The sequence below is a fragment of the Candidatus Saccharibacteria bacterium genome (assembly GCA_016700315.1).
Lineage (GTDB): Bacteria > Patescibacteriota > Saccharimonadia > Saccharimonadales > SZUA-47.
This window is the reverse complement of the sequence record CP065013.1, coordinates 879,918-897,795: the sequence shown is the minus strand read 5'-3', so window position 1 is coordinate 897,795 and position 17,878 is coordinate 879,918. Positions and strand designations below refer to the sequence as shown.

Genomic DNA, 17,878 nt, shown 5'->3' with positions numbered 1-17,878 from the left:
ACCACACCCTGTAAAGAGTTTTATTTCTTTTTACGCTTTAGAAAATTAAATCTTTTCTTCGAAGATTTTTCGGTTTCACCATAGAAGAAATCTGGTCTTGAATAGTCATCATAAGTAACCATCAGTGCCCTGGATTCGATTGCTCGTAGTGTTTCAAGTGATACCGCTACCAAGATCAAGATAGAAGTTCCACCAAGGCTGATGCTTGTGTTTAGGAAAACTTGGCCGATGATTGGTACGATTGCTAAAAAGCCCAAAGCCAATGCACCAAAAAAGGTTAGGCGATTGATGGTTTTCTTTAGATGCTTTTCGGTGCTGTTGCCAGTTCTGACGCCTTCAATAAATCCGCCTTGCTTCTGTAGGTTCTCGGCTATCTCCTTGGTGTTAAAAGTAATAGAAGTATAAAAATACGTAAATACAAAGACCAAGAAGAAGTAAGTGATTGGGTAGATATAGGGTATCCAACCACCTTGGGCAAAAGTTTGGGCGCTTGGGTTTTGGAACCATAGCGAGAGATTGGCGCCGAGTTCCGCCAAACGCGCGCTACTGTTTGTCGTAAGGAGCTGACCTGCAAAAGCTGGAACGCTTAAAAACGCCAAGGCAAAGATAATCGGAATCACCCCGGCCGTTATGAGCTTAACTGGTAGAATTGTGGTCACTCCGCCATACGTCCTGTTGCCTTGAACTCTTTTGGCATAGTGTATTGTGATCTTCCTTGCGGCCTCATTTAACTTAACCACAAAATAAGTAAGTAGCACCGTCACGAACGCAATAACGCCAACAGTAATAATTGTGTCGCTGCTAGCTTTTATAGTAATGCCAAATATTCTAGTTGTGTCTGATCCTGTGAACAGTGCCGAACCAATGCTAGCAATTGTACTAGGAAGTGACGATACGATACCAGCGGTTATGAGTAGACTTATGCCATTGCCGACACCTTGCTCAGTTATTATTTCACCTAGCCACATAAGAAGCATCGAGCCAGCAGTAAGTGCACCGACCATAACAAACCAGGTCAGAGGGCTTGCGCCAGCAGTGATGCTGCCGACACCAGCTACCTGGGTTGCAGTTTGTTGTACTAAGTAAATCGCGCCAACAGATTGAATGATGGCAAGCGGGAACGCGAGAAGCCGAGTATATTGATTGATTTTTTTGCGCCCAAACTCACCTTCTTTGTTTAAGGCCTCCAGCTTAGGTATGGCCTGGGTTAGAAGTTGCATGATGATGCTGGCATTAATGAACGGGCCCAAACCTAGTAGTACTATAGAAAAACGGGACAGAGCGCCGCCAGAGAGCACATTCAAAAAGCCGAGTAAGCTCGACCCTTGCGAAGCGGTGAATAAATTTTCTAGTAGCTGTTTTAGTGTTTCGCCATTTCCAATCGGAATAGGTATCTGTGCCAATACACGAAATATCAGGATCATACCCATGACTGCCAACAGGCGCTTTCGCATGTCGCCATGTTTTAGACTTTGAAAAATTAGCTTCCAGTTCATCTACTACGCTTACCGTTACTTGGGTTTGCATTTGTTAGTCTAGGGGTTAAATCCAAAAACACACTAATTACTAAAACCTAACGGCTCCCTCTCATTATTATTTAACTATTTTTATTATAGCAAAATTATTTTGTGTCTGATGATTTGGCGCTAACTCTAGCGACGCGATCAATCTTTTCAAAAGTTCCACCGGCTTTTTCGATAGCTGCTATGGCCATCTTGCTTGCACCCTGAAGTTTTACACTAAGTTTCGTTGTAACAGGCTTTTTACCTAATACCAATCTGACGGATAAGTGTTTGTTGTCAATTAAGCCGGCCTCTGCAAGACTATCGTTAGTAACGGTGATCAACTCAGCTACTTTATCGGTCGTAACAGTAATTGCGCTTGCCCAAAATGGTTTGAAACCACGTAATTTTGGAACTCTCTGCATTAGAGGGTTTGAGCCGCCTTCGAAACCAGGCTTTGCGGTTTTACCAGTACGAGATTTTTGACCCTTAGTGCCGCGACCGGCAGTTTTACCTTGTCCAGCAGAAATACCGCGACCAATGCGGTTACGGCTTTTGTTGGCGTTTAGGCTTAGTTGGTTGTATTTCATTATTTGTTGCCCTCCTTAGCTTTAGCGGCGGTTGGAGTTTTCTTTTTTGTGGCTTCTTTCTTAGCTGCTTTGTCGTCATTCTTGACTCTTGTCTCTTGACTCTTGTTGCTACTATTTAGCCATTTGTCTTTTGGTAGGCTAATTCCCAGAGCCTCTAGAGTAGCGTAAGCCATATTTATCTTGTTGCTACTACCTAGGCTCTTGCTTAGAGCATTTTGAACGCCTCCAACTTCGAGTATTGTACGAACTACGCTGCCGGCGATAAGACCAGTACCTGAAGTTGCTGGCTTAATCAAAATTCTAGCTCCACCAACGCGTCCTTCGACTTCGTGCGGGATAGTCTTGGCCTCATTTTTTGTAACCGCTATATAAACAAAATTCTTTTTAGCAATTTCGGCGGCTTTACTTACTGCGGCAGTGACATCTGCTCCTTTGGCTACACCTGCGCCAACTTTTGACTTATTGTCGCCAACGACAACTAGTGCGCGAAAACGGAACCTTCGTCCGCCCTTTACGACACGAGCAACACGATCGACGGCAACTACTCTTTCGTCAAACTCCTTAGGCTCTGGCGCCTGGTCGCGCCCACGACGACCTTGCCTTGGATTATCCGATGAATAAGATGACTGCATGTTAAAAGTCCAATCCTTCCTGGCGTGCTGCATCTGCTAGGGCCTTAACCCTACCGTGGTAGCGATTCCCGCCTCTGTCGAAAACAACAGTTTTTACTTTAGCTTTCTTGGCTTTTCCGGCTACTTCGGCGCCGATTATTGCGGCCTTTTCACTCATTGTCTTACCCGTGAGCTTTGCTCCGACGGTCGTTGCGGCTGCTAGCGTTTGATGGGTGTCATCGTTTATTATCTGTGCTGAAATATGAAGATTACTGATGTGTATACTAAGTCGTGGCCTGACTTCGGTGCCTTTAGTGGTTTTACGTACTCTGGCCTGTCGGCGGAGCTTATTTTGCTTTGCAAGTTTTAATTCAGACATTATTATTTATCCTTCCCTGGTTTAGCGGCTTTGCCTTTTGAGGACAACCTACGGTTTTCCTCAACGCGCAGGGTTTGAAGTAAATCCAAACTCTGGCTGCTCTTTTCCCTATAGCCAAACATCATTATTTATCCTTCCCTGATTTACCGCTCTTACGTAAGACTCGTTCACCCTCGTAACGAATACCCTTACCCTTGTAAGGTTCGGGTTTCTTTAGGGCTCTGATTTCGGCCGCTACTTGACCAACTTGTTGTTTGTCGATACCGCTAATAGTTATGGTATTTTGCTCAACAGTTGCCACAGTTCCTTGAGGCATCTTGTAGATAACGTCATGAGAAAAACCTAAGTTAAGTTTGAGGTCAGTGCCCTGCATAGCCACGCGGTAGCCAACACCTTGAATTTCTAGTTTTTTCTTATAACCTTCGGTTACACCTGTGGCCATGTTAGACACTAGTGTTCTAAGCAACCCGTGCCTTGCGCGGTGTTCACGTGCTTCGCTGGCACGCTTTAATTCAGCAACTCCTTCAGAAATGTTAAGCGTTATGCCTTCCAGTAAGGGCGTAGATAGCTCTCCTTTGGGGCCCTTAACGTGAACACGGTCATTATCGACAGTGATTGTCACGCCCGATGGGATTTGGATCGGTAGTTTTCCTATTCGACTCATTATTTAAATCTCCGATTTAAATGATTAATGATTTACGATTGATGATTAACGAATTTATTGATTCTTTAATCTTTTATCTTTAATCCTTAATCTTAATTAATATACTTTACAAATTACTTCACCGCCCAAACGCTCTTTTCGAGCATTTGCACCGGTCATAACACCCTTGCTAGTTGAAACAATCAACAGCCCTCTTCCCTGCTTTACTTGAGGAAGTTCACTTGATCCCATATAGACTCGTCGTCCTGGGCGACTAACTCGCTCAATCTCAGTTATAGTGGCATTTTGGGTGTCTTCATTAATCTTAATAACTAGTTCTTTGAATACGCCGCTGTCATCTACAACGACTGACTGAAGATATTTATTGTCAGCCAATACCTTGGCAACAGACTCTTTTACGCCGCTGTGTGGCATCCGAACTTCGTTTTTACGTACGGCAATCGCATTTCTGATGCGGGTTAGCATATCTGAAATTGGATCTGAACTTACCATATAATCGCTCCTTTCGTCACTTTAGAGCCCTGAGTCACGAGACTCGAGACACGAGCAACTGCTTTTGAAAATTGAAAACTACGGAAAATTGTAAACTTCATACCACTTACCAACTAGCTTTCGTTACGCCCGGGATTTCGCCCTTTACAGCGTGTTCACGGAACGATAGACGACTTAAGCCAAACTTTCGCATGTAACTTCGTGGTCGTCCGCTTTCGACACAACGGTTTTTTCGTCTAGTCGGGCTAGAGTTACGTGGAAGCTTAGCTAGTCCTTCTTGGTCGCCAAGTTTCTTCAGCTCCGCTCTTTTATCCGCATACTGTTGGTACATTCGCTCGCGCTTAGCATCTCTAGCGATAATTGATTTCTTAGCCATTATTTTTTCTCCTTTTCAAATGGCATTCCAAACTTTTCAAGTAGTGCCCTACTGTGCTCAGCGCCATGAGATTTAATCACGAAAGTTATTTGTAGGCCGTGAGGACTACTGATCTCGTCAAAAGTTAGCTCCGGAAAAACAGACTGGTCTACGAAACCTAAAGAGTAATTACCTTGAGCATCGAACTTGGTGCCGACACCGTGGAAGTCACGAAGACGAGGTAGTACAATGTTAATGATCCTATCCATGAACTCATACATGCGATCACCGCGCAATGTGACCTTGATACCAATCTTGCTGCCTTCGCGAAGCTTGAACGTAGCGATAGACATCCGAGCGATAGTCTCGACTGGTTTCTGGCCAGTGATTTTAGTCAAAGTATTGGTTGCAATCTCGATAACCTTCTTATCGTCCTTGGCTTTACCTAGTCCGCAAGATACAACTATTTTTTGGAGTTTAGGAACGTCGTTAACGTTCTTGATGCCTAGTTCTTTTTCCAGTTCAAGCGCTATCTTGTCGTTGTACTGGCTTTTAAGCCTAGCTGTATATTTGCTTGCTGACTTAGTCTGAGGTTTTGAGGCTTTAGTGTCTGCCATTACTTCATCTCCTTGCCGGATCGCTTAAAGACGCGGACTTTGTTGCCCTTGGTGTCTAGTTTAAAAGCAATTTTGCTTGGTTTTTTGCTGTTGGGCTCTACAACCGCAACCTTGCTGACCCAGATTGGCTTGGTTATTTCTTCGATACCGCCTTGAGGCTTGGCCTGTGATGGTTTCCGGTGTTTCTTAACAATATTGATCCCGGCAACCGTAACCTTGTTGAGATTGGGATGGGTGGCGGTTACCTCACCAGTTTTACCCTTGTCTTTGCCAGATAGAACGACGACATTGTCGCCTTTTTTGAGGCGAATTTTGTAAATCATATTAGAAGCTTTCATCTAAAGTACCTCCGGTGCTAAGGATATTATCTTGGCGTAACCGAGGTCACGCAGCTCTCGCGGAATTGGGCCAAAAATTCGAGTACCCTTAGGCAATTTGTCGTCACCGATAATTACTGCTGCGTTATCGTCGAAACGAATGGTTGAGCCGTCAGCTCGTTTAAGTTCGCGTCGGCTGCGCACTACTACTGCCTTAACGACTGATTTTTTCTTAACGTTACCACTAGGGTTGGCCTGCTTAACGGTTGCCACAATGATATCGCCAACTCGTGCGTATCGGCGGCGCGTACCGCCAAGTACACGAATACACAAAATCTCTTTAGCGCCACTGTTGTCACAGACGACTAGTCTTGACTCTTGTTGTATCATGACTTGGCCTCCTCTTCTGGTAATGCCGCTACGGCGTCAACTCTATCAGACTCTGTGATTGCAGCCTTTTCGATTACTTTGCGAAGCGCAAAACGCTTACGAGCGCTAAGCGGTCTGGTTTCGATAATCGAAACACGATCGCCAACCTTGGCTTCGTTTTTCTCGTCATGTGCCATGAATTTCTTAGTAGAAACATAGGTCTTTTTATAAATTGGATGTGTTTTTCGGGTACGCGAGGCTACGACAATAGTTTTGTCTGCTTTGTCGGATACGACTGTACCTACTATTCGACGCGCCATTATGCATTCTCCTTTGTCAATTGTTCACTTAGAACCGTTAGAACTCTAGCTAGATCTTTGCGCTTTGCTCGCACAACTCGTACGTTTTGCATTTCACCCATTTTGAGCCGTCGTTTCATCTCTGAAATTTCTTCACGAAGGCGTACGCTCTCCTCAGTTAGTTTCTCTGTTGGCAGTTTACGGATTTCAACGATTTTCATTATCTGCCCTCCTTCTCAATGAACTTTGTCTTAACTGGCAACTTGTGGCCAGCAAGGCGCATAGCTTCTTGGGCTACTTCGCGTGTGACGCCGCCCATTTCGAACAAGACTGTTCCGGTTTGGACTTTTGCCACAAAAAATTCTGGATTGCCTTTGCCGCTACCCATCTTTACATCATGTGGCTTGCGACTAACAGGAGTATGCGGGAAAATTCTTATCCAGATTTGACCACCACGCTTAATGTAGCGAGTCATTGCCTGACGCGCAGCCTCGATCTGTCTGCTGGTAATGCGCTCGTTTTCGAGCGACTGTAGACCAAAATCACCATGAGCAATGTAGTTAAGTCTAGTTGCGACACCTTCGTTGGTGCCTTTTCGTACCTTGCGGTACTTGGTTTTGTTAGGTAACAACATTACAAAACCTCCCCTTTGTAAATCCAGACTTTGATACCGATAATCCCGGCAGGAGTCTGAGCGTCAACTTGTGCAAAATCAATATCGGCACGAATGGTATGCAGCGGCACACTTCCGGCTACTTCTTTTTCGCGACGAGACATTTCAGCGCCATTAAGACGACCAGCAATCTCGATACGAACGCCTTTAGCGCCAGCACGCATGGCATTGGCACTGGCTTGTTTAATCGCACGGCGGAATGAAATACGTCGTTCAATCTGGTTGGCGATGTTTTCGCCGACCAACTTTGCGTAAAGCTCTGGCTTTTTAACTTCCTCTATATTTAGTCTTGTAGGAGTCTGATATACCTTCTCGATAGCAGTCTTCAATTCTTGAACGCCTGCACCACCACGCCCAATCACTACACCAGCCTTGGCTGTCTGAAGAGTTACAGTTATAAGGTTTGGCGACCGCTCAATGTCAACTTTGTTAATAGCTGCTCTTTTGCCTAGCTTATCTTTGATAAGTTTTCGAACCTCGAGGTCGTCTTTTAGATACTTAGCGTAATCTTTGCGACTAGCAAACCATTTGCTGCGCCAGTCTTTATTCACTTGCAATCTCATGGAGATCGGGTTAACTTTTTGTCCCATACTATTTCTCCTCTACTTTCGTCGCTTTAGCTGGTTTCTGACGTACTTCACCAGTTACAACAACACGAATATGGCTTGAACGACGCTGAAAAGGCAATGCGCGACCATGAGCCGCTGGGCGGTAGCGCTTGATACGCGGTCCACTTGTAACACTGATCTCGACTATTTTAAGTGTGTCTGGCTTTAGGTTGAAGTTGTGTTCGGCATTAGCTCTAGCACTAGCAATCACTTTCTCAACAACAGAAGCAGATCTGCGGGGTGTGTGGCTTAAAATGACCATAGCGTCAGCAACAGTGCGGTTGCGAACAAGGCTGGCAACAACACCAACTTTGCGTGGGCTCATTCGTACACCTTTGGCGGTAGCAATAACGTTCATACTTTATGCTCCCTTCGCCATCTTACCGCCATGTTTGCGGAACTTACGGGTTGGGGCAAATTCTCCGAGTTTGTGGCCAACCATGTTCTCTGTTACGAAAACAGGAACATGCACCTTGCCATTATGCACAGCAATGGTGCGGCCGACAAATTCTGGCGGAATAGTACTGGCTCTTGCCCAGGTCTTAATAATTGTGCGGTCTTCAGCGCCAAGAGCATTCACCTTCTTAGCAAGCTTGAAATCCACGAATGGTCCTTTTTTAAGACTCCTACTCATTTTCCGCCCCTATACTTACGATTTTACCTAACTGTTGCTCGACAAGAAGTGTTTCGTATATTGAAGGCTTGATATATTTTTCATCCAATAAATTTTCTAATGATGTTATACATTCAGGAGAGCCCGCATTGTTGCCGCTGCAGATAGCACCCTCTGATAGTCTGCGGATCTGCATAACTGGACAATTTCTGCAAATATTTAAAGTATTACTCATAATTATTTCCTCTTGGCCGCGTGACGGCTTCTTACGATAAATTTATTAGTACTCTTACGGGTTCGGGTCTTGAATCCGAGTGTCTTCTGGCCCCAAGGTGTGCGAGGCGCTGCACCGTGATTAGTGCTACCACCAACACCGTGACGACCACCGTCTCCACCACCGTGAGGGTGATCGACAGCGTTCTGGACAACACCACGCACGGTTGGACGAATACCTCGTTTGCGAGTTCGGCCGGCCTTACCGTAATTGATGTTCTGATGTTGCTCGTTACCAATTACGCCAATGTGTGCCATACAAGTAGGCAAAACGATGCGGATTTCACCGCTTGGCATTTTTAGCTGAATTTGGTGGTCTTCTTTGGCGACAATTTGAACGCTCTGGCCAGCAGAACGAGCGATTTGGCCGCCTTTGCCTGGCTGCAATTCTACAGCATAAACACTGGTGCCGGTCGGTATGTTCTTAAGCTGTATTCTATTGCCGATAACAATTGGAGCTTCATCTCCACTCTCGATCTTGGCGCCCACTTTTATGCCGTTGGCCGCCAAAATGTAATGGTATTTGCCGTTTGCTTCCTTGATACGGGCAAGTCTTGCTGTGCGGTTAGGGTCATATTCTATGTGCTCCACAACAGCCTTGGTGCCGCTTGCAAGATTAAAGTTTACTAGTCGGTAGTACTGCTTGACTCCGCCCCCCTTGTGCCTAGTGGTTATACGGCCTTGGTTGTTTCGGCCACTAGTTTTTTTCTTGATCTTAATTAGCGAACGAACGGGTTTACGGGTAGTAATGCCGTCAAAATCCTGCGTACTCATACCGCGCTGGCCAGGAGTAGTAGGTTTAATGGATCTTAGAGCCATGATTATTTTTCCTCCTTCTTAGAAGCACGCTTTAGCAAGCTTTTTTTGGGTTTATCTGACGACTTAGCCTCTTTGGCAGGTTTTGGAGCTTCCGCTTCTTCAACTGCTGCAAAAATTGGCAATGACTGTCCGGCCTTAATGGTTACATAAGCCTTTTTGTAGTCGCTACGGCTACCGCTGACCATTCGCTTGCTGCGATAGGCACGCGTTGTCTTGCCAAGTTGATTAACGATCGCAACCGACACTACTTCGACGCCGTATTGTGCGGCAACAGCTCTGGCTACCTCATGCTTGTTTGCGGTCTTAGGAACCACAAAAGCAAATCGATTGAGTGAGCTGCTGGCGCCATATGCCTTTTCGCTAACCACAGGGATGAGGATTGTAGTCTTACTCATTATTTTTTCCTCCTTTGGCTGCTGGTTTTTCGGAAGCCGCCAGCCAATCGTGCACGGTCGATACTGCATCTGCGGTAAGTACGATGTGATCTGCATTGATGATGTCAAATACGTTTAGGTAGCTAGCTGCCGCTAGTTTGACATTGGCAAGATTTCTGAAGGCTCTAACTAGCTCTGGAGTTTTTGCAGAAACCACAACCAGAACACTACCGGTTGCGCCGATTCTACTTAATAGGTTGTTTGCTGCACTGGTTTTAGCTTCCTTTAGCTCGATCGATTCAATTATTATCAGTTTTGATGAGCTAGCAGATAAACTAAGCGCTTGCTTAATGGCTGTTTTCTTGGCTGCTTTGTTTAGCTTGATCGAGTAGTTCTCATTTCCGGTTGGGCCAAAAACAATACCACCACCGCGCCAGATTGGCACTCTTGAAGAGCCAAAACGAGCGCGTCCAGTACCTTTTTGTTTCCACGGTTTCTTGCCGCCACCACGCACTTCACCGCGCTTTTTGGTCACAGCTAGGTTAGCCCTGGTATTAGCTTGATCCGCGAGGTAAGCCTGCTTGATAAGATCATGCGTTTTTACTTCTAGCTCAAAAACTTCCTTCTTAAGACGACTAGGAGCTGCAGCTTTGGTGCCAGACTTTGTATATGTTGCAACACTCATTATTTCGCCTCCTTAATTAAAACAATTCCCTTTTTTGGTCCGGGAACTGCTCCATAAACACCGATAACATTGTTGGTAACATCGACAATCGCTACTTTAAGGCGCTTTACTGTAACTTGTTCATCGCCCATTTGGCCGGCCATGCGCTTGCCTTTAAAAATCTTTTGAGGATACATCGAGCCGATAGAGCCAACTCGTCTGTAGGAACGGCCACCATGAGTTTTGCGGCCTCGTTTGAAATTGTGGCGCTTGATAGTACCGGCCCAACCTTTACCCTTGCTAGTTCCAGTAACGTCTACTTGGTCGCCAACAGAAAAGACCTCGGCTGTAAGCTCTTTGCCTACTGCGAGGTCTTCGCTGGGTTCTGTTATTCTAAATTCACGGATAATTTTTGGTGTGGCTTTTGATTTTGCTAGATGGCCAGCGAGTGGCTTAGCTATATTTTTACCTTCTTCGAAGCCAAGCTGTACGGAATTATAACCGTCGTTGTCCTCGGTCTTGAGTTGTGTAATTACACATGGTGTAGCGGAAAGCAGCGTCACAGCAGCGACAGAACCGTCTTCGGCCATAGCGCTGATCATACCAATCTTTCTCGTAATGAGAGCTTTCATACTGGTTTAAACCTTTTGTTTATAGTTAATAATTTGATACCGGCCGATTGTTGCCTCAAGGAGTTTTGGATCCATTCCTTAAGGCACAAAAATTCTTGGCTTCAAGCAGTATCCGTAGACTTGCTCGATAACCAAGTTTCGATATTGATTACAGATTAGCACAAAACTATAACACCTGTCAAGATGTTGAGGATTCTACAATGAAGTTAGTAAAGTTAGGATTATGAAGTTTATGTCATTCGAACAGATAAATGCCTGGCAAAAATCAAAACTGCTTGCTGTAGGCATATACAAAATCCTTAAAAACTGCAATGATTATTCATTCAAGGATCAGTTGCAGCGGTCAGCTGTGTCTGTAATGAGCAATATGCCGAAGGTTACGAGCGAAATGGTAACAAAGAGTTCAGAAACTTCTTATACATATCAAAAGGCTCATGAGCTGAAGTAAGGTCAATGCTTAGCTTAGGAATAGAAATTGGACTTTTCGATGAGAAAGAGGCTGTTGAACTTTCGGAGCTAGCTATTGAAATATCAAAAATGCTTTCAGGTTTGATAAAAACTCTATAACTAAAAACTTTATGAACTCTATAACCTTATCAACTTTAAAAACTTTATATACTTTTGAACTTTATAAACTAACTCGTACGCCAATTGGTAGCCAGAAGCCAACCAAACAAGCAAGCAGCAGTACCGCGTATTCTATCTTACGATTGATCGCAAAATGGTCGCGGCTCGCAAACCAAAGACCCAGCAGAAGCCCAAATGGAATCGGTAACTGCCACTCAGGAAAACGTTCTACTCTCAGCCACAAACAGCCAAAGACCAAGAACATAACTAACTTCAGAAAAAACTCTTCATCAGAGTCTTTTATTAGACTTTTTCTATTTTTCTTAACCATAAGCATATTTTACACTAAAAGTTAACTTTATTAAGCTCAATATTAGTGCTTGAATAATGTGGTTGCTTTAGACTGCTCCTCAGGGCAGAAAGTCCGCTGTATTAAGAACGCTGCCTTATCTGCAAAGTTTACAACTTGCATAGGATCTTCTGTTGGAACGACATGAGTTGTCTCTACGGATGCTATAGTCACTTGTTCTGTGTCTATGGTGTTTGCGCTTATCATACCGCAAGTAAGGTTAGACAGTACAAAAAAACGCACACGTATTTGGCCTTTCGGAATCGGAAAATTTATTTGATTACCGACGAATTCGATGTTCATTAGTTTACATCTTGATTTCGGCGTCGCAGCCTGCGGGCAACGAAAGGTTCATCAATGAATCGATTGTTTTTGGAGTAGGGTTTAGCACATCGATTAGGCGCTTATGGACACGCATCTCAAACTGTTCACGGCCCTTTTTGTAGACATGCGGGCTCTTAACTACTGTGTAGGTAGTTTTACGAGTTGGCAAGGGGATCGGCCCTGCAAGTGTAGCTCCGGTTCGAAGTGCAGTATCTACAATCTGCTTAGCAGACTGATCAATCACTTTGTGATCATAGGCCTTAAGGCGAATGCGGATTCTCGCCTGCTGGCTTGGTTGGTTTGTTGGTTTCTTGGCCTCTGCCATAATTTGACTCCTCTCAGTCATCTGTGCAGACCATGGTCCTTGGCTCTTAGTCCATAGAAGCTACTGTGGACTATTTACTACAGTCTATGGTCTATCTTGGTGTAACATCTGTTTGCTGAGGGGCATTTTTGGGGCCATCGCTCTAAGTCAAACCGACTTTTAGTCACCTTAAAATGTTATTACAATATGATTGTACAACAAATCTTCTAATGACACAATCAAAAGAAAAAGCCCGGTCTTACAACCGAGCTTTGTTCTGACCTTAGCGTTACTACTTATTAATTTTAGTAACAACACCAGCGCCGACGGTACGGCCACCTTCGCGAATAGCGAAACGTAGGCCCTGTTCCATGGCGATTGGAGCAAGTAGTTTTACCTTGAAGGTGATAGTGTCACCAGGCATAACCATTTCTTTGTCAGCTGGAAGCTCAACCTCACCAGTAACGTCCGTAGTACGGAAGTAGAACTGTGGCTTGTAGCCCTTGAAGAATGGAGTATGACGTCCGCCCTCTTCTTTGGTAAGGATATAAACTTCTGCGTCAAACTCTGTGTGTGGAGTGATTGAACCTGGCTTGGCAATAACCTGGCCACGCTCGATATCATCACGCTCAACACCACGAAGCAGCAAGCCAACATTGTCACCGGCTTGACCTTGGTTAAGGTTCTTTTTGAACATTTCGACACCAGTCACAACACTCTTAGTCGTTGGACGGATACCGACGATTTCAACTTCTTCATTAACTTTAACGATACCAGTCTCAATACGTCCTGTAGCTACAGTTCCACGACCTTTGATCGAGAAGACGTCTTCGACGCTCATCATGAATGGCTTGTCTAGATCGCGCTTTGGTTCTGGAATGTAGTCGTCCATAGCTTTGACAAGTTCCATAATTGCATCTTCGTTGGCTGCATCGCCCTCAAGAGCCTTAAGAGCAGAACCCTTAACGATAGGAGCGTTTTCATCAAAACCGTTCTTAGCAAGAAGTTCACGGATATCCATCTCGACTAGCTCAACGAGCTCAGCGTCGGCCATGTCCATCTTGTTAAGGAAAACAAGGATAGAAGGTACGCCCACTTGACGAGCAAGCAGTACGTGTTCGCGAGTCTGAGGCATAGGGCCGTCGGCGGCAGACACGACAAGAATTGCACCGTCTACCTGAGCAGCACCAGTAATCATGTTCTTGACGTAGTCAGCGTGTCCTGGCATGTCAACGTGCGCATAGTGACGCTTCTCTGACTCGTACTCTTGGTGAGAAGTAGCAATGGTAATACCACGAGCTTTCTCTTCTGGAGCGTTGTCGATTTGGTCGTAATTAATTGGTTTGTTAACGTCACTTGGTAGCTTCTTGGCTAGTACGTGAGTAATAGCAGCTGTAAGAGTAGTTTTACCGTGGTCAACGTGACCCATAGTACCTACGTTTACGTGTGGCTTGCTTCGATCAAAATCTGCCATGTTTTAAAAATCCTTTCATGATTTTTATTAGGGTTAGCGATTGGCTCGTAGGTTTTAGCTTTCTATACCTCCGACCCTATACGCATTACCCTGATTTTTTAAGGGTTTAATGAATTTTTAACTTTCGCGATCCATATTTCTTTTAACATTAAGAAAAGCCCTCACGCGAGTTACACTTAAGATTATATAGTAGCTAGCCTAAAGTAGCAAGACTTAGGTTGATCTAAGCCTGACCGGTGAGCGGGCAAACTGCTTGAGCATTCGGCTTCACGTGCCAGATGGGCGCCAATAATGTAAACTGCTTGTCAATTTGCGTGCAGAGCGCAGTCTTAAACCGCTCTTACCTTTTGGCTACGCAGGTGGGCACTTTGAGACCTATTTCATCTCAGGTGTTTGTATACCAAAAGCCTATACTTATTTTCCGTTTTTGGCGATGATTGCTTCGGTTACGTTGTTTGGCACGTCGGCATAGTGGTCTAGCTCCATCGAGCTACTGGCACGGCCCTGAGTCATCGAACGGAGGTTAGTGGTATAGCCAAACATCTCGCCAAGTGGAACGAAGGCAGTGATCTCCTTTACTCCGGCACTTAGGTCTTCCATGGTTTCGATTCGGCCACGCTTGCTGTTAAGATCACCGATCACGTCACCCATAAATTCTTCTGGCGTGACAACGACGACCTTCATGACTGGCTCAAGTAGTACTGGGCTGGCTTTCTTGACGCCTTCTTGCAGCGCCATGCTACCAGCAATTTTGAAGGCCATTTCGTTACTGTCAACTTCGTGGTAGCTACCGTCGTAAAGCTCGGCTTTGACGTCAACTACAGGGTAGCCAGCCAAAACACCGTTGTTCATCGCTTCTTCGATACCTTGCTGGACTGGCTTGATGTATTCACTAGGAACAACTCCACCCTTGATAGAGTTTATGAACTCAAAGCCGGCTCCTTGATCGTTAGGTGAAATTCTTAGCCAAACATCACCGTATTGACCACGACCACCGGACTGGCGGATGAACTTGCCCTGGACTTCTACGTTGGCTTTTCTGATAGTCTCACGATAAGCAACTTGTGGCTGTCCGATGTTTGCTTCGACGTTGAATTCTCGCTTCATACGGTCAACCAGAATTTCTAGGTGAAGCTCACCCATACCACTGATAATTGTTTGACCGGTTTCGTCATCTACACGAACTCGGAAAGTTGGGTCCTCTTCGGCAAGCCGCTGAAGAGCAATACTCATCTTTTCTTGGTCAGCCTTAGTTTTTGGCTCGATCGCAATAGAGACAGGTGGCTCTGGGAACGTAATGCTTTCTAGCTCGATCGGATTGGCTGGATCGCACAGAGTGTTACCGGTTGTTGTGCCTTTTAGACCCACAATGGCTGCAATGTCGCCAGCCCCAACTTCGGTTACGTCGGCTCTCTTGTCAGCTTGGAGCCTTACGATACGTCCAACGCGCTCTTTTTCTCCTGTTGAACTGTTTAGCACGTAAGAACCGGCAGTGATCTTACCAGAATAAACACGGAAGTAAGCTAGCTTACCGACAAATGGATCAGTTGTGATCTTGAAAGCTAAGCTTGCAAATGGCTCGCTTTCGCTAGGTTTGCGCTCAATTTCGTCGCCGCTTTTTGGGTGTTTGCCCCAAGTAGAGCCTTTATCAAGTGGGCTTGGCAGATAGTCGTTAACCATGTCTAGGACTTTTTCGACAATCACACCACGACCGTCACCGCCGGTTACAGCATAGAACTTACCTGTTAGTACGGCTGAGCGAATGGCCTGTTTGATCTCATCGACGCTCAGACCCTCTTCGCCAACTTCAAAGTATTTCTCTAACATGGCTTCGTCTTCAGCTACAGCATTTTCGATCAAAAGGCTGCGATATTTCTTGACTGAGTCCATCATGTCGGCAGGAATCTCTCCCTCGACAAGTTCGTGATCGGTAAAGTCCTTGTAGGTATAAGCCTTCATGCTTACTAGATCAACAAGGCCATTGATGCTCTGCTCAAAGCCAATCGGTAAGTGAACAGGAAACGCGCGTTTACTAAGTCGGTTGTGAATAGAGTCAAGCGACTTATAAAAATCCCCACCTGTTTGATTGATCTTGTTGATAAAGCAAATACGAGGCACACCATATTTATCTGCTTGGCGCCAGACTGTCTCTGACTGGCTTTCAACGCCCATTTTTCCGTCGAAGACAACGCAGGCCCCATCAAGCACACGCAGTGAACGCTCTACCTCGACAGTAAAGTCAATGTGACCTGGTGTGTCGATGATGTTAATCTGCTTACCCTTCCAGAAACAAGTAACACTAGCGGCCACAATGGTGATTCCTCGCTCACGCTCCTGTGCCATCCAGTCAGTTGTAGTCTCGCCTTCGTGTACGGCGCCAATCTTGTGTTTAAGACCCGTACGATACAAAATACCTTCGGTTGTTGTTGTCTTACCCGCATCAATGTGGGCAATAATCCCTAGGTTGCGAATGTCTTTCATTTCAGTTTTTTTATCTGCCATAATCTTTGAGAGAAACTGCGTTTCCCTCAACGCGCCGGGCAAAAAGCGTGGTTTTTGCTCGGGCTGCTCCTTTCCTTAATTAGTGTCTATGGTTAAAAAATTTCTTCTTGCTGCTGTTTCAAAATCGCCTTTGTCCCATAGCCAGCTAGATGGATCTGTTTTTGGTCGCCCCTGTAGTTCTTGTTCTAGTCCTTCTGGTCCAATTATGAAACATAAAGTTCCTTGCGTTCCCAGAAAACTACCCTTTTCTATCCTAGCTATTGCTTCAGCATCATTATTATCCGTATTTAACACTAGTTCTACTTGACCATCGCCACAGATTACTTTGTCTATTAATCTTGTTGTGAAATCTATACACTCTTGCGTTGGCATATAGTATCTGGGTAAATCGCCAAGGTTATACAGACCTAAAAATTGAGAATTTACGACATTGGCAACAGAATTTTGCGGGGAAAAGTAATGTTTTTCTGGTAGTACTAAGCCCATTTCATCTCGCGAAGTGAGCGAAGGCTCGGTTAGATTCGGCCATTTTGTGAGTATCGTCTTTTTTCTTGAACGCTGTACCAGTTTGGTTATAAGCATCAGCAAGTTCAGCTGCAATACGTTGGCTCATTGGAATGCCTTTTTTGGCACGAGCAGCAGCTACAAACCACATGATTGCTAGGTGTTTTTGGCGCTGACCTTTTACTTCAAATGGAATCTGGTAGTTAGCGCCACCGACTCTGCGAGAGCGAGTTTCGACAAACGGAGTGATGTTTTTGAAAGCCTTATCGAAAACCTCTAATGGGTTATCGCTGTTAACCTTCTTGGCCGCTAGTTCCATACCTTCGTAAACCAAACGTTCAGCGAGCTGTTTTTTACCATCACGCATGACACGATTAATAAGTCTCTGGACCATCTCATTGTCATATTTGCGATCTGGTAGTTTTTCTCTTACTAGAGCTTTGGTAGTCTTTCTCATTTTTGACCTCCTTCTAATGCCGTCCCGTCCTTCTTGGTACCGTACTTACTACGTCCACGCTTACGGTTGTTTACTCCCTGAAGGTCAAGTGCGCCACGCACTATGTGGTACCGCACACCAGGAAGGTCAGGCACACGACCGCCACGAACTAGCACTACCGCATGTTCCTGAAGGTTGTGACCTTCACCGCCAATATAGGCCCATACTTCGTAGCCATTGTTTAAACGAACACGAGCTACCTTACGTAGAGCTGAGTTTGGTTTTTTGGGTGTTTTGGTAGTTACTTTTACGCAGACGCCTCGTTTGAACGGGCCGTCTTTTTCGTAAGACTTGGTTTTGAGGTTGTTGACAACTCGCTGCAAGGCCGGAGACTTTGTCTTGGCCCTGATAATACGGCGAGGTTTCCTCACTAGTTGATTTATTGTTGGCATTTATCCTCCTAAACTTTGGATGTTTAAGATATACATAGAGAAAGATAGCAACAATCGTACTACTCATTAGCCACAGCAGTGGCTAATGATGAATTCTCTTTGTAATCTACCGCTA

The 17,878-nt window shown here is 45.1% G+C and carries 29 protein-coding genes and 1 pseudogene; 1 reads left to right on the top strand and 29 read right to left on the bottom strand.

Translation table 11 applies throughout. From position 1 onward, the window contains the following. Positions 1-20 precede the first annotated feature (20 nt). The 21 genes from secY to rplC form a co-directional block, all read right to left on the bottom strand. Entirely contained in the window at positions 21-1,496 is a 1,476-nt protein-coding gene (secY, locus tag IPO96_04685; GenBank protein ID QQS64833.1) for a preprotein translocase subunit SecY, read from the bottom strand. 125 nt (positions 1,497-1,621) lie between these two features. After that, the gene (rplO, locus tag IPO96_04680) at positions 1,622-2,092 is read right to left on the bottom strand and encodes a 50S ribosomal protein L15 (GenBank protein QQS64832.1); all 471 of its coding nucleotides are present in this window, start codon (positions 2,090-2,092) and stop codon (positions 1,622-1,624) included. Beyond that, positions 2,092-2,757, bottom strand: coding sequence for a 30S ribosomal protein S5 (gene rpsE, locus IPO96_04675; GenBank protein ID QQS64831.1), 666 nt, complete (start codon positions 2,755-2,757; stop codon positions 2,092-2,094). Before rpsE ends, rplO begins: the two co-directional genes overlap by 1 nt. Continuing rightward, a complete protein-coding gene (locus tag IPO96_04670) occupies positions 2,726-3,082 on the bottom strand; it encodes a 50S ribosomal protein L18 (protein ID QQS64830.1) in 357 nt (118 codons plus the stop codon). Before IPO96_04670 ends, rpsE begins: the two co-directional genes overlap by 32 nt. Positions 3,083-3,206: 124 nt before the next feature. Next, on the bottom strand, positions 3,207-3,746 hold the full coding sequence (gene rplF / locus IPO96_04665; protein QQS64829.1) for a 50S ribosomal protein L6: 540 nt from the start codon (positions 3,744-3,746) through the stop codon (positions 3,207-3,209). Positions 3,747-3,842: 96 nt separating this feature from the next. After that, positions 3,843-4,238 carry a 30S ribosomal protein S8 gene (rpsH, locus tag IPO96_04660; GenBank protein QQS64828.1) on the bottom strand — a complete coding sequence of 132 codons (396 nt, stop codon included), beginning with the start codon at positions 4,236-4,238 and terminating at the stop codon, positions 3,843-3,845. A gap of 106 nt (positions 4,239-4,344) precedes the next feature. Then, positions 4,345-4,614, bottom strand: coding sequence for a 30S ribosomal protein S14 (gene rpsN, locus IPO96_04655; GenBank protein QQS64827.1), 270 nt, complete (start codon positions 4,612-4,614; stop codon positions 4,345-4,347). Next, complete coding sequence (rplE, locus tag IPO96_04650; protein QQS64826.1) at positions 4,614-5,210, bottom strand: 50S ribosomal protein L5; 597 nt, start codon at positions 5,208-5,210, stop codon at positions 4,614-4,616. Before rplE ends, rpsN begins: the two co-directional genes overlap by 1 nt. Beyond that, a complete protein-coding gene (rplX, locus tag IPO96_04645; GenBank protein ID QQS65423.1) occupies positions 5,210-5,521 on the bottom strand; it encodes a 50S ribosomal protein L24 in 312 nt (103 codons plus the stop codon). The genes rplE and rplX overlap by 1 nt, the downstream gene beginning before the upstream one ends. A 27-nt stretch (positions 5,522-5,548) precedes the next feature. Next, on the bottom strand, positions 5,549-5,917 hold the full coding sequence (gene rplN / locus IPO96_04640) for a 50S ribosomal protein L14 (protein ID QQS64825.1): 369 nt from the start codon (positions 5,915-5,917) through the stop codon (positions 5,549-5,551). Beyond that, complete coding sequence (gene rpsQ / locus IPO96_04635) at positions 5,914-6,216, bottom strand: 30S ribosomal protein S17 (GenBank protein ID QQS64824.1); 303 nt, start codon at positions 6,214-6,216, stop codon at positions 5,914-5,916. The genes rplN and rpsQ overlap by 4 nt, the downstream gene beginning before the upstream one ends. Beyond that, positions 6,216-6,416, bottom strand: coding sequence for a 50S ribosomal protein L29 (gene rpmC, locus IPO96_04630; GenBank protein ID QQS64823.1), 201 nt, complete (start codon positions 6,414-6,416; stop codon positions 6,216-6,218). Before rpmC ends, rpsQ begins: the two co-directional genes overlap by 1 nt. Next, positions 6,416-6,829 carry a 50S ribosomal protein L16 gene (gene rplP / locus IPO96_04625; GenBank protein QQS64822.1) on the bottom strand — a complete coding sequence of 138 codons (414 nt, stop codon included), beginning with the start codon at positions 6,827-6,829 and terminating at the stop codon, positions 6,416-6,418. Before rplP ends, rpmC begins: the two co-directional genes overlap by 1 nt. Continuing rightward, positions 6,829-7,458, bottom strand: a complete 630-nt coding sequence (gene rpsC / locus IPO96_04620) for a 30S ribosomal protein S3 (GenBank protein QQS64821.1) — start codon at positions 7,456-7,458, stop codon at positions 6,829-6,831. The genes rplP and rpsC overlap by 1 nt, the downstream gene beginning before the upstream one ends. 1 nt (position 7,459) lies before the next feature. After that, complete coding sequence (gene rplV / locus IPO96_04615) at positions 7,460-7,834, bottom strand: 50S ribosomal protein L22 (GenBank protein QQS64820.1); 375 nt, start codon at positions 7,832-7,834, stop codon at positions 7,460-7,462. Positions 7,835-7,837: 3 nt separating this feature from the next. Next, on the bottom strand, positions 7,838-8,110 hold the full coding sequence (gene rpsS, locus IPO96_04610) for a 30S ribosomal protein S19 (GenBank protein QQS64819.1): 273 nt from the start codon (positions 8,108-8,110) through the stop codon (positions 7,838-7,840). Next, on the bottom strand, positions 8,103-8,324 hold the full coding sequence (locus tag IPO96_04605; GenBank protein ID QQS64818.1) for a hypothetical protein: 222 nt from the start codon (positions 8,322-8,324) through the stop codon (positions 8,103-8,105). Before IPO96_04605 ends, rpsS begins: the two co-directional genes overlap by 8 nt. A 2-nt stretch (positions 8,325-8,326) precedes the next feature. Next, positions 8,327-9,181 (bottom strand): 50S ribosomal protein L2, encoded by an 855-nt coding sequence (gene rplB / locus IPO96_04600; protein ID QQS64817.1) that lies wholly within the window; start codon positions 9,179-9,181, stop codon positions 8,327-8,329. Positions 9,182-9,183: 2 nt separating this feature from the next. Then, positions 9,184-9,576 carry a 50S ribosomal protein L23 gene (locus IPO96_04595; protein QQS64816.1) on the bottom strand — a complete coding sequence of 131 codons (393 nt, stop codon included), beginning with the start codon at positions 9,574-9,576 and terminating at the stop codon, positions 9,184-9,186. Continuing rightward, positions 9,569-10,240 (bottom strand): 50S ribosomal protein L4, encoded by a 672-nt coding sequence (gene rplD / locus IPO96_04590; protein QQS64815.1) that lies wholly within the window; start codon positions 10,238-10,240, stop codon positions 9,569-9,571. Before rplD ends, IPO96_04595 begins: the two co-directional genes overlap by 8 nt. Continuing rightward, positions 10,240-10,851: a 50S ribosomal protein L3 gene (gene rplC / locus IPO96_04585; GenBank protein ID QQS64814.1), complete on the bottom strand. Its 612-nt coding sequence runs from the start codon at positions 10,849-10,851 to the stop codon at positions 10,240-10,242. The genes rplD and rplC overlap by 1 nt, the downstream gene beginning before the upstream one ends. A 232-nt stretch (positions 10,852-11,083) precedes the next feature. On the opposite strand from rplC, the pseudogene IPO96_04580 reads away from it, so the two are divergent. Next, positions 11,084-11,289: pseudogene (locus IPO96_04580) on the top strand (four helix bundle protein). 190 nt (positions 11,290-11,479) lie between these two features. Here IPO96_04580 and IPO96_04575 read toward each other — a convergent pair. From IPO96_04575 to rpsL, 8 genes are all read right to left on the bottom strand, one after another. After that, positions 11,480-11,749 carry a hypothetical protein gene (locus tag IPO96_04575; protein QQS64813.1) on the bottom strand — a complete coding sequence of 90 codons (270 nt, stop codon included), beginning with the start codon at positions 11,747-11,749 and terminating at the stop codon, positions 11,480-11,482. 42 nt (positions 11,750-11,791) lie between these two features. Then, positions 11,792-12,070, bottom strand: coding sequence for a hypothetical protein (locus IPO96_04570; GenBank protein ID QQS64812.1), 279 nt, complete (start codon positions 12,068-12,070; stop codon positions 11,792-11,794). 4 nt (positions 12,071-12,074) lie between these two features. Next, positions 12,075-12,416 (bottom strand): 30S ribosomal protein S10, encoded by a 342-nt coding sequence (gene rpsJ, locus IPO96_04565; protein ID QQS64811.1) that lies wholly within the window; start codon positions 12,414-12,416, stop codon positions 12,075-12,077. A gap of 271 nt (positions 12,417-12,687) precedes the next feature. After that, positions 12,688-13,869 carry an elongation factor Tu gene (tuf, locus tag IPO96_04560; protein QQS64810.1) on the bottom strand — a complete coding sequence of 394 codons (1,182 nt, stop codon included), beginning with the start codon at positions 13,867-13,869 and terminating at the stop codon, positions 12,688-12,690. Positions 13,870-14,283: 414 nt separating this feature from the next. Next, complete coding sequence (gene fusA / locus IPO96_04555) at positions 14,284-16,371, bottom strand: elongation factor G (GenBank protein QQS64809.1); 2,088 nt, start codon at positions 16,369-16,371, stop codon at positions 14,284-14,286. A gap of 75 nt (positions 16,372-16,446) precedes the next feature. Beyond that, positions 16,447-16,857 (bottom strand): hypothetical protein, encoded by a 411-nt coding sequence (locus IPO96_04550; protein ID QQS64808.1) that lies wholly within the window; start codon positions 16,855-16,857, stop codon positions 16,447-16,449. A 1-nt stretch (position 16,858) separates the two neighbouring features. After that, the gene (gene rpsG / locus IPO96_04545) at positions 16,859-17,332 is read right to left on the bottom strand and encodes a 30S ribosomal protein S7 (protein ID QQS64807.1); all 474 of its coding nucleotides are present in this window, start codon (positions 17,330-17,332) and stop codon (positions 16,859-16,861) included. Further along, positions 17,329-17,763: a 30S ribosomal protein S12 gene (rpsL, locus tag IPO96_04540; protein ID QQS64806.1), complete on the bottom strand. Its 435-nt coding sequence runs from the start codon at positions 17,761-17,763 to the stop codon at positions 17,329-17,331. The genes rpsG and rpsL overlap by 4 nt, the downstream gene beginning before the upstream one ends. Positions 17,764-17,878 lie beyond the last annotated feature (115 nt).

Excerpts from the sequence above, each read along its gene's own strand:
- secY (QQS64833.1), bottom strand. The coding sequence starts at position 1,496 with ATGAACTGGAAGCTAATTTTTCAAAGTCTAAAACATGGCGACATGCGA.
- rplO (QQS64832.1), bottom strand. The coding sequence starts at position 2,092 with ATGAAATACAACCAACTAAGCCTAAACGCCAACAAAAGCCGTAACCGC.
- rpsE (QQS64831.1), bottom strand. The coding sequence starts at position 2,757 with ATGCAGCACGCCAGGAAGGATTGGACTTTTAACATGCAGTCATCTTAT.
- IPO96_04670 (QQS64830.1), bottom strand. The coding sequence starts at position 3,082 with ATGTCTGAATTAAAACTTGCAAAGCAAAATAAGCTCCGCCGACAGGCC.
- rplF (QQS64829.1), bottom strand. The coding sequence starts at position 3,746 with ATGAGTCGAATAGGAAAACTACCGATCCAAATCCCATCGGGCGTGACA.
- rpsH (QQS64828.1), bottom strand. The coding sequence starts at position 4,238 with ATGGTAAGTTCAGATCCAATTTCAGATATGCTAACCCGCATCAGAAAT.
- rpsN (QQS64827.1), bottom strand. The coding sequence starts at position 4,614 with ATGGCTAAGAAATCAATTATCGCTAGAGATGCTAAGCGCGAGCGAATG.
- rplE (QQS64826.1), bottom strand. The coding sequence starts at position 5,210 with ATGGCAGACACTAAAGCCTCAAAACCTCAGACTAAGTCAGCAAGCAAA.
- rplN (QQS64825.1), bottom strand. The coding sequence starts at position 5,917 with ATGATACAACAAGAGTCAAGACTAGTCGTCTGTGACAACAGTGGCGCT.
- rpsQ (QQS64824.1), bottom strand. The coding sequence starts at position 6,216 with ATGGCGCGTCGAATAGTAGGTACAGTCGTATCCGACAAAGCAGACAAA.
- rpmC (QQS64823.1), bottom strand. The coding sequence starts at position 6,416 with ATGAAAATCGTTGAAATCCGTAAACTGCCAACAGAGAAACTAACTGAG.
- rplP (QQS64822.1), bottom strand. The coding sequence starts at position 6,829 with ATGTTGTTACCTAACAAAACCAAGTACCGCAAGGTACGAAAAGGCACC.
- rpsC (QQS64821.1), bottom strand. The coding sequence starts at position 7,458 with ATGGGACAAAAAGTTAACCCGATCTCCATGAGATTGCAAGTGAATAAA.
- rplV (QQS64820.1), bottom strand. The coding sequence starts at position 7,834 with ATGAACGTTATTGCTACCGCCAAAGGTGTACGAATGAGCCCACGCAAA.
- rpsS (QQS64819.1), bottom strand. The coding sequence starts at position 8,110 with ATGAGTAGGAGTCTTAAAAAAGGACCATTCGTGGATTTCAAGCTTGCT.
- IPO96_04605 (QQS64818.1), bottom strand. The coding sequence starts at position 8,324 with ATGAGTAATACTTTAAATATTTGCAGAAATTGTCCAGTTATGCAGATC.
- rplB (QQS64817.1), bottom strand. The coding sequence starts at position 9,181 with ATGGCTCTAAGATCCATTAAACCTACTACTCCTGGCCAGCGCGGTATG.
- IPO96_04595 (QQS64816.1), bottom strand. The coding sequence starts at position 9,576 with ATGAGTAAGACTACAATCCTCATCCCTGTGGTTAGCGAAAAGGCATAT.
- rplD (QQS64815.1), bottom strand. The coding sequence starts at position 10,240 with ATGAGTGTTGCAACATATACAAAGTCTGGCACCAAAGCTGCAGCTCCT.
- rplC (QQS64814.1), bottom strand. The coding sequence starts at position 10,851 with ATGAAAGCTCTCATTACGAGAAAGATTGGTATGATCAGCGCTATGGCC.
- IPO96_04575 (QQS64813.1), bottom strand. The coding sequence starts at position 11,749 with ATGGTTAAGAAAAATAGAAAAAGTCTAATAAAAGACTCTGATGAAGAG.
- IPO96_04570 (QQS64812.1), bottom strand. The coding sequence starts at position 12,070 with ATGAACATCGAATTCGTCGGTAATCAAATAAATTTTCCGATTCCGAAA.
- rpsJ (QQS64811.1), bottom strand. The coding sequence starts at position 12,416 with ATGGCAGAGGCCAAGAAACCAACAAACCAACCAAGCCAGCAGGCGAGA.
- tuf (QQS64810.1), bottom strand. The coding sequence starts at position 13,869 with ATGGCAGATTTTGATCGAAGCAAGCCACACGTAAACGTAGGTACTATG.
- fusA (QQS64809.1), bottom strand. The coding sequence starts at position 16,371 with ATGGCAGATAAAAAAACTGAAATGAAAGACATTCGCAACCTAGGGATT.
- IPO96_04550 (QQS64808.1), bottom strand. The coding sequence starts at position 16,857 with ATGGGCTTAGTACTACCAGAAAAACATTACTTTTCCCCGCAAAATTCT.
- rpsG (QQS64807.1), bottom strand. The coding sequence starts at position 17,332 with ATGAGAAAGACTACCAAAGCTCTAGTAAGAGAAAAACTACCAGATCGC.
- rpsL (QQS64806.1), bottom strand. The coding sequence starts at position 17,763 with ATGCCAACAATAAATCAACTAGTGAGGAAACCTCGCCGTATTATCAGG.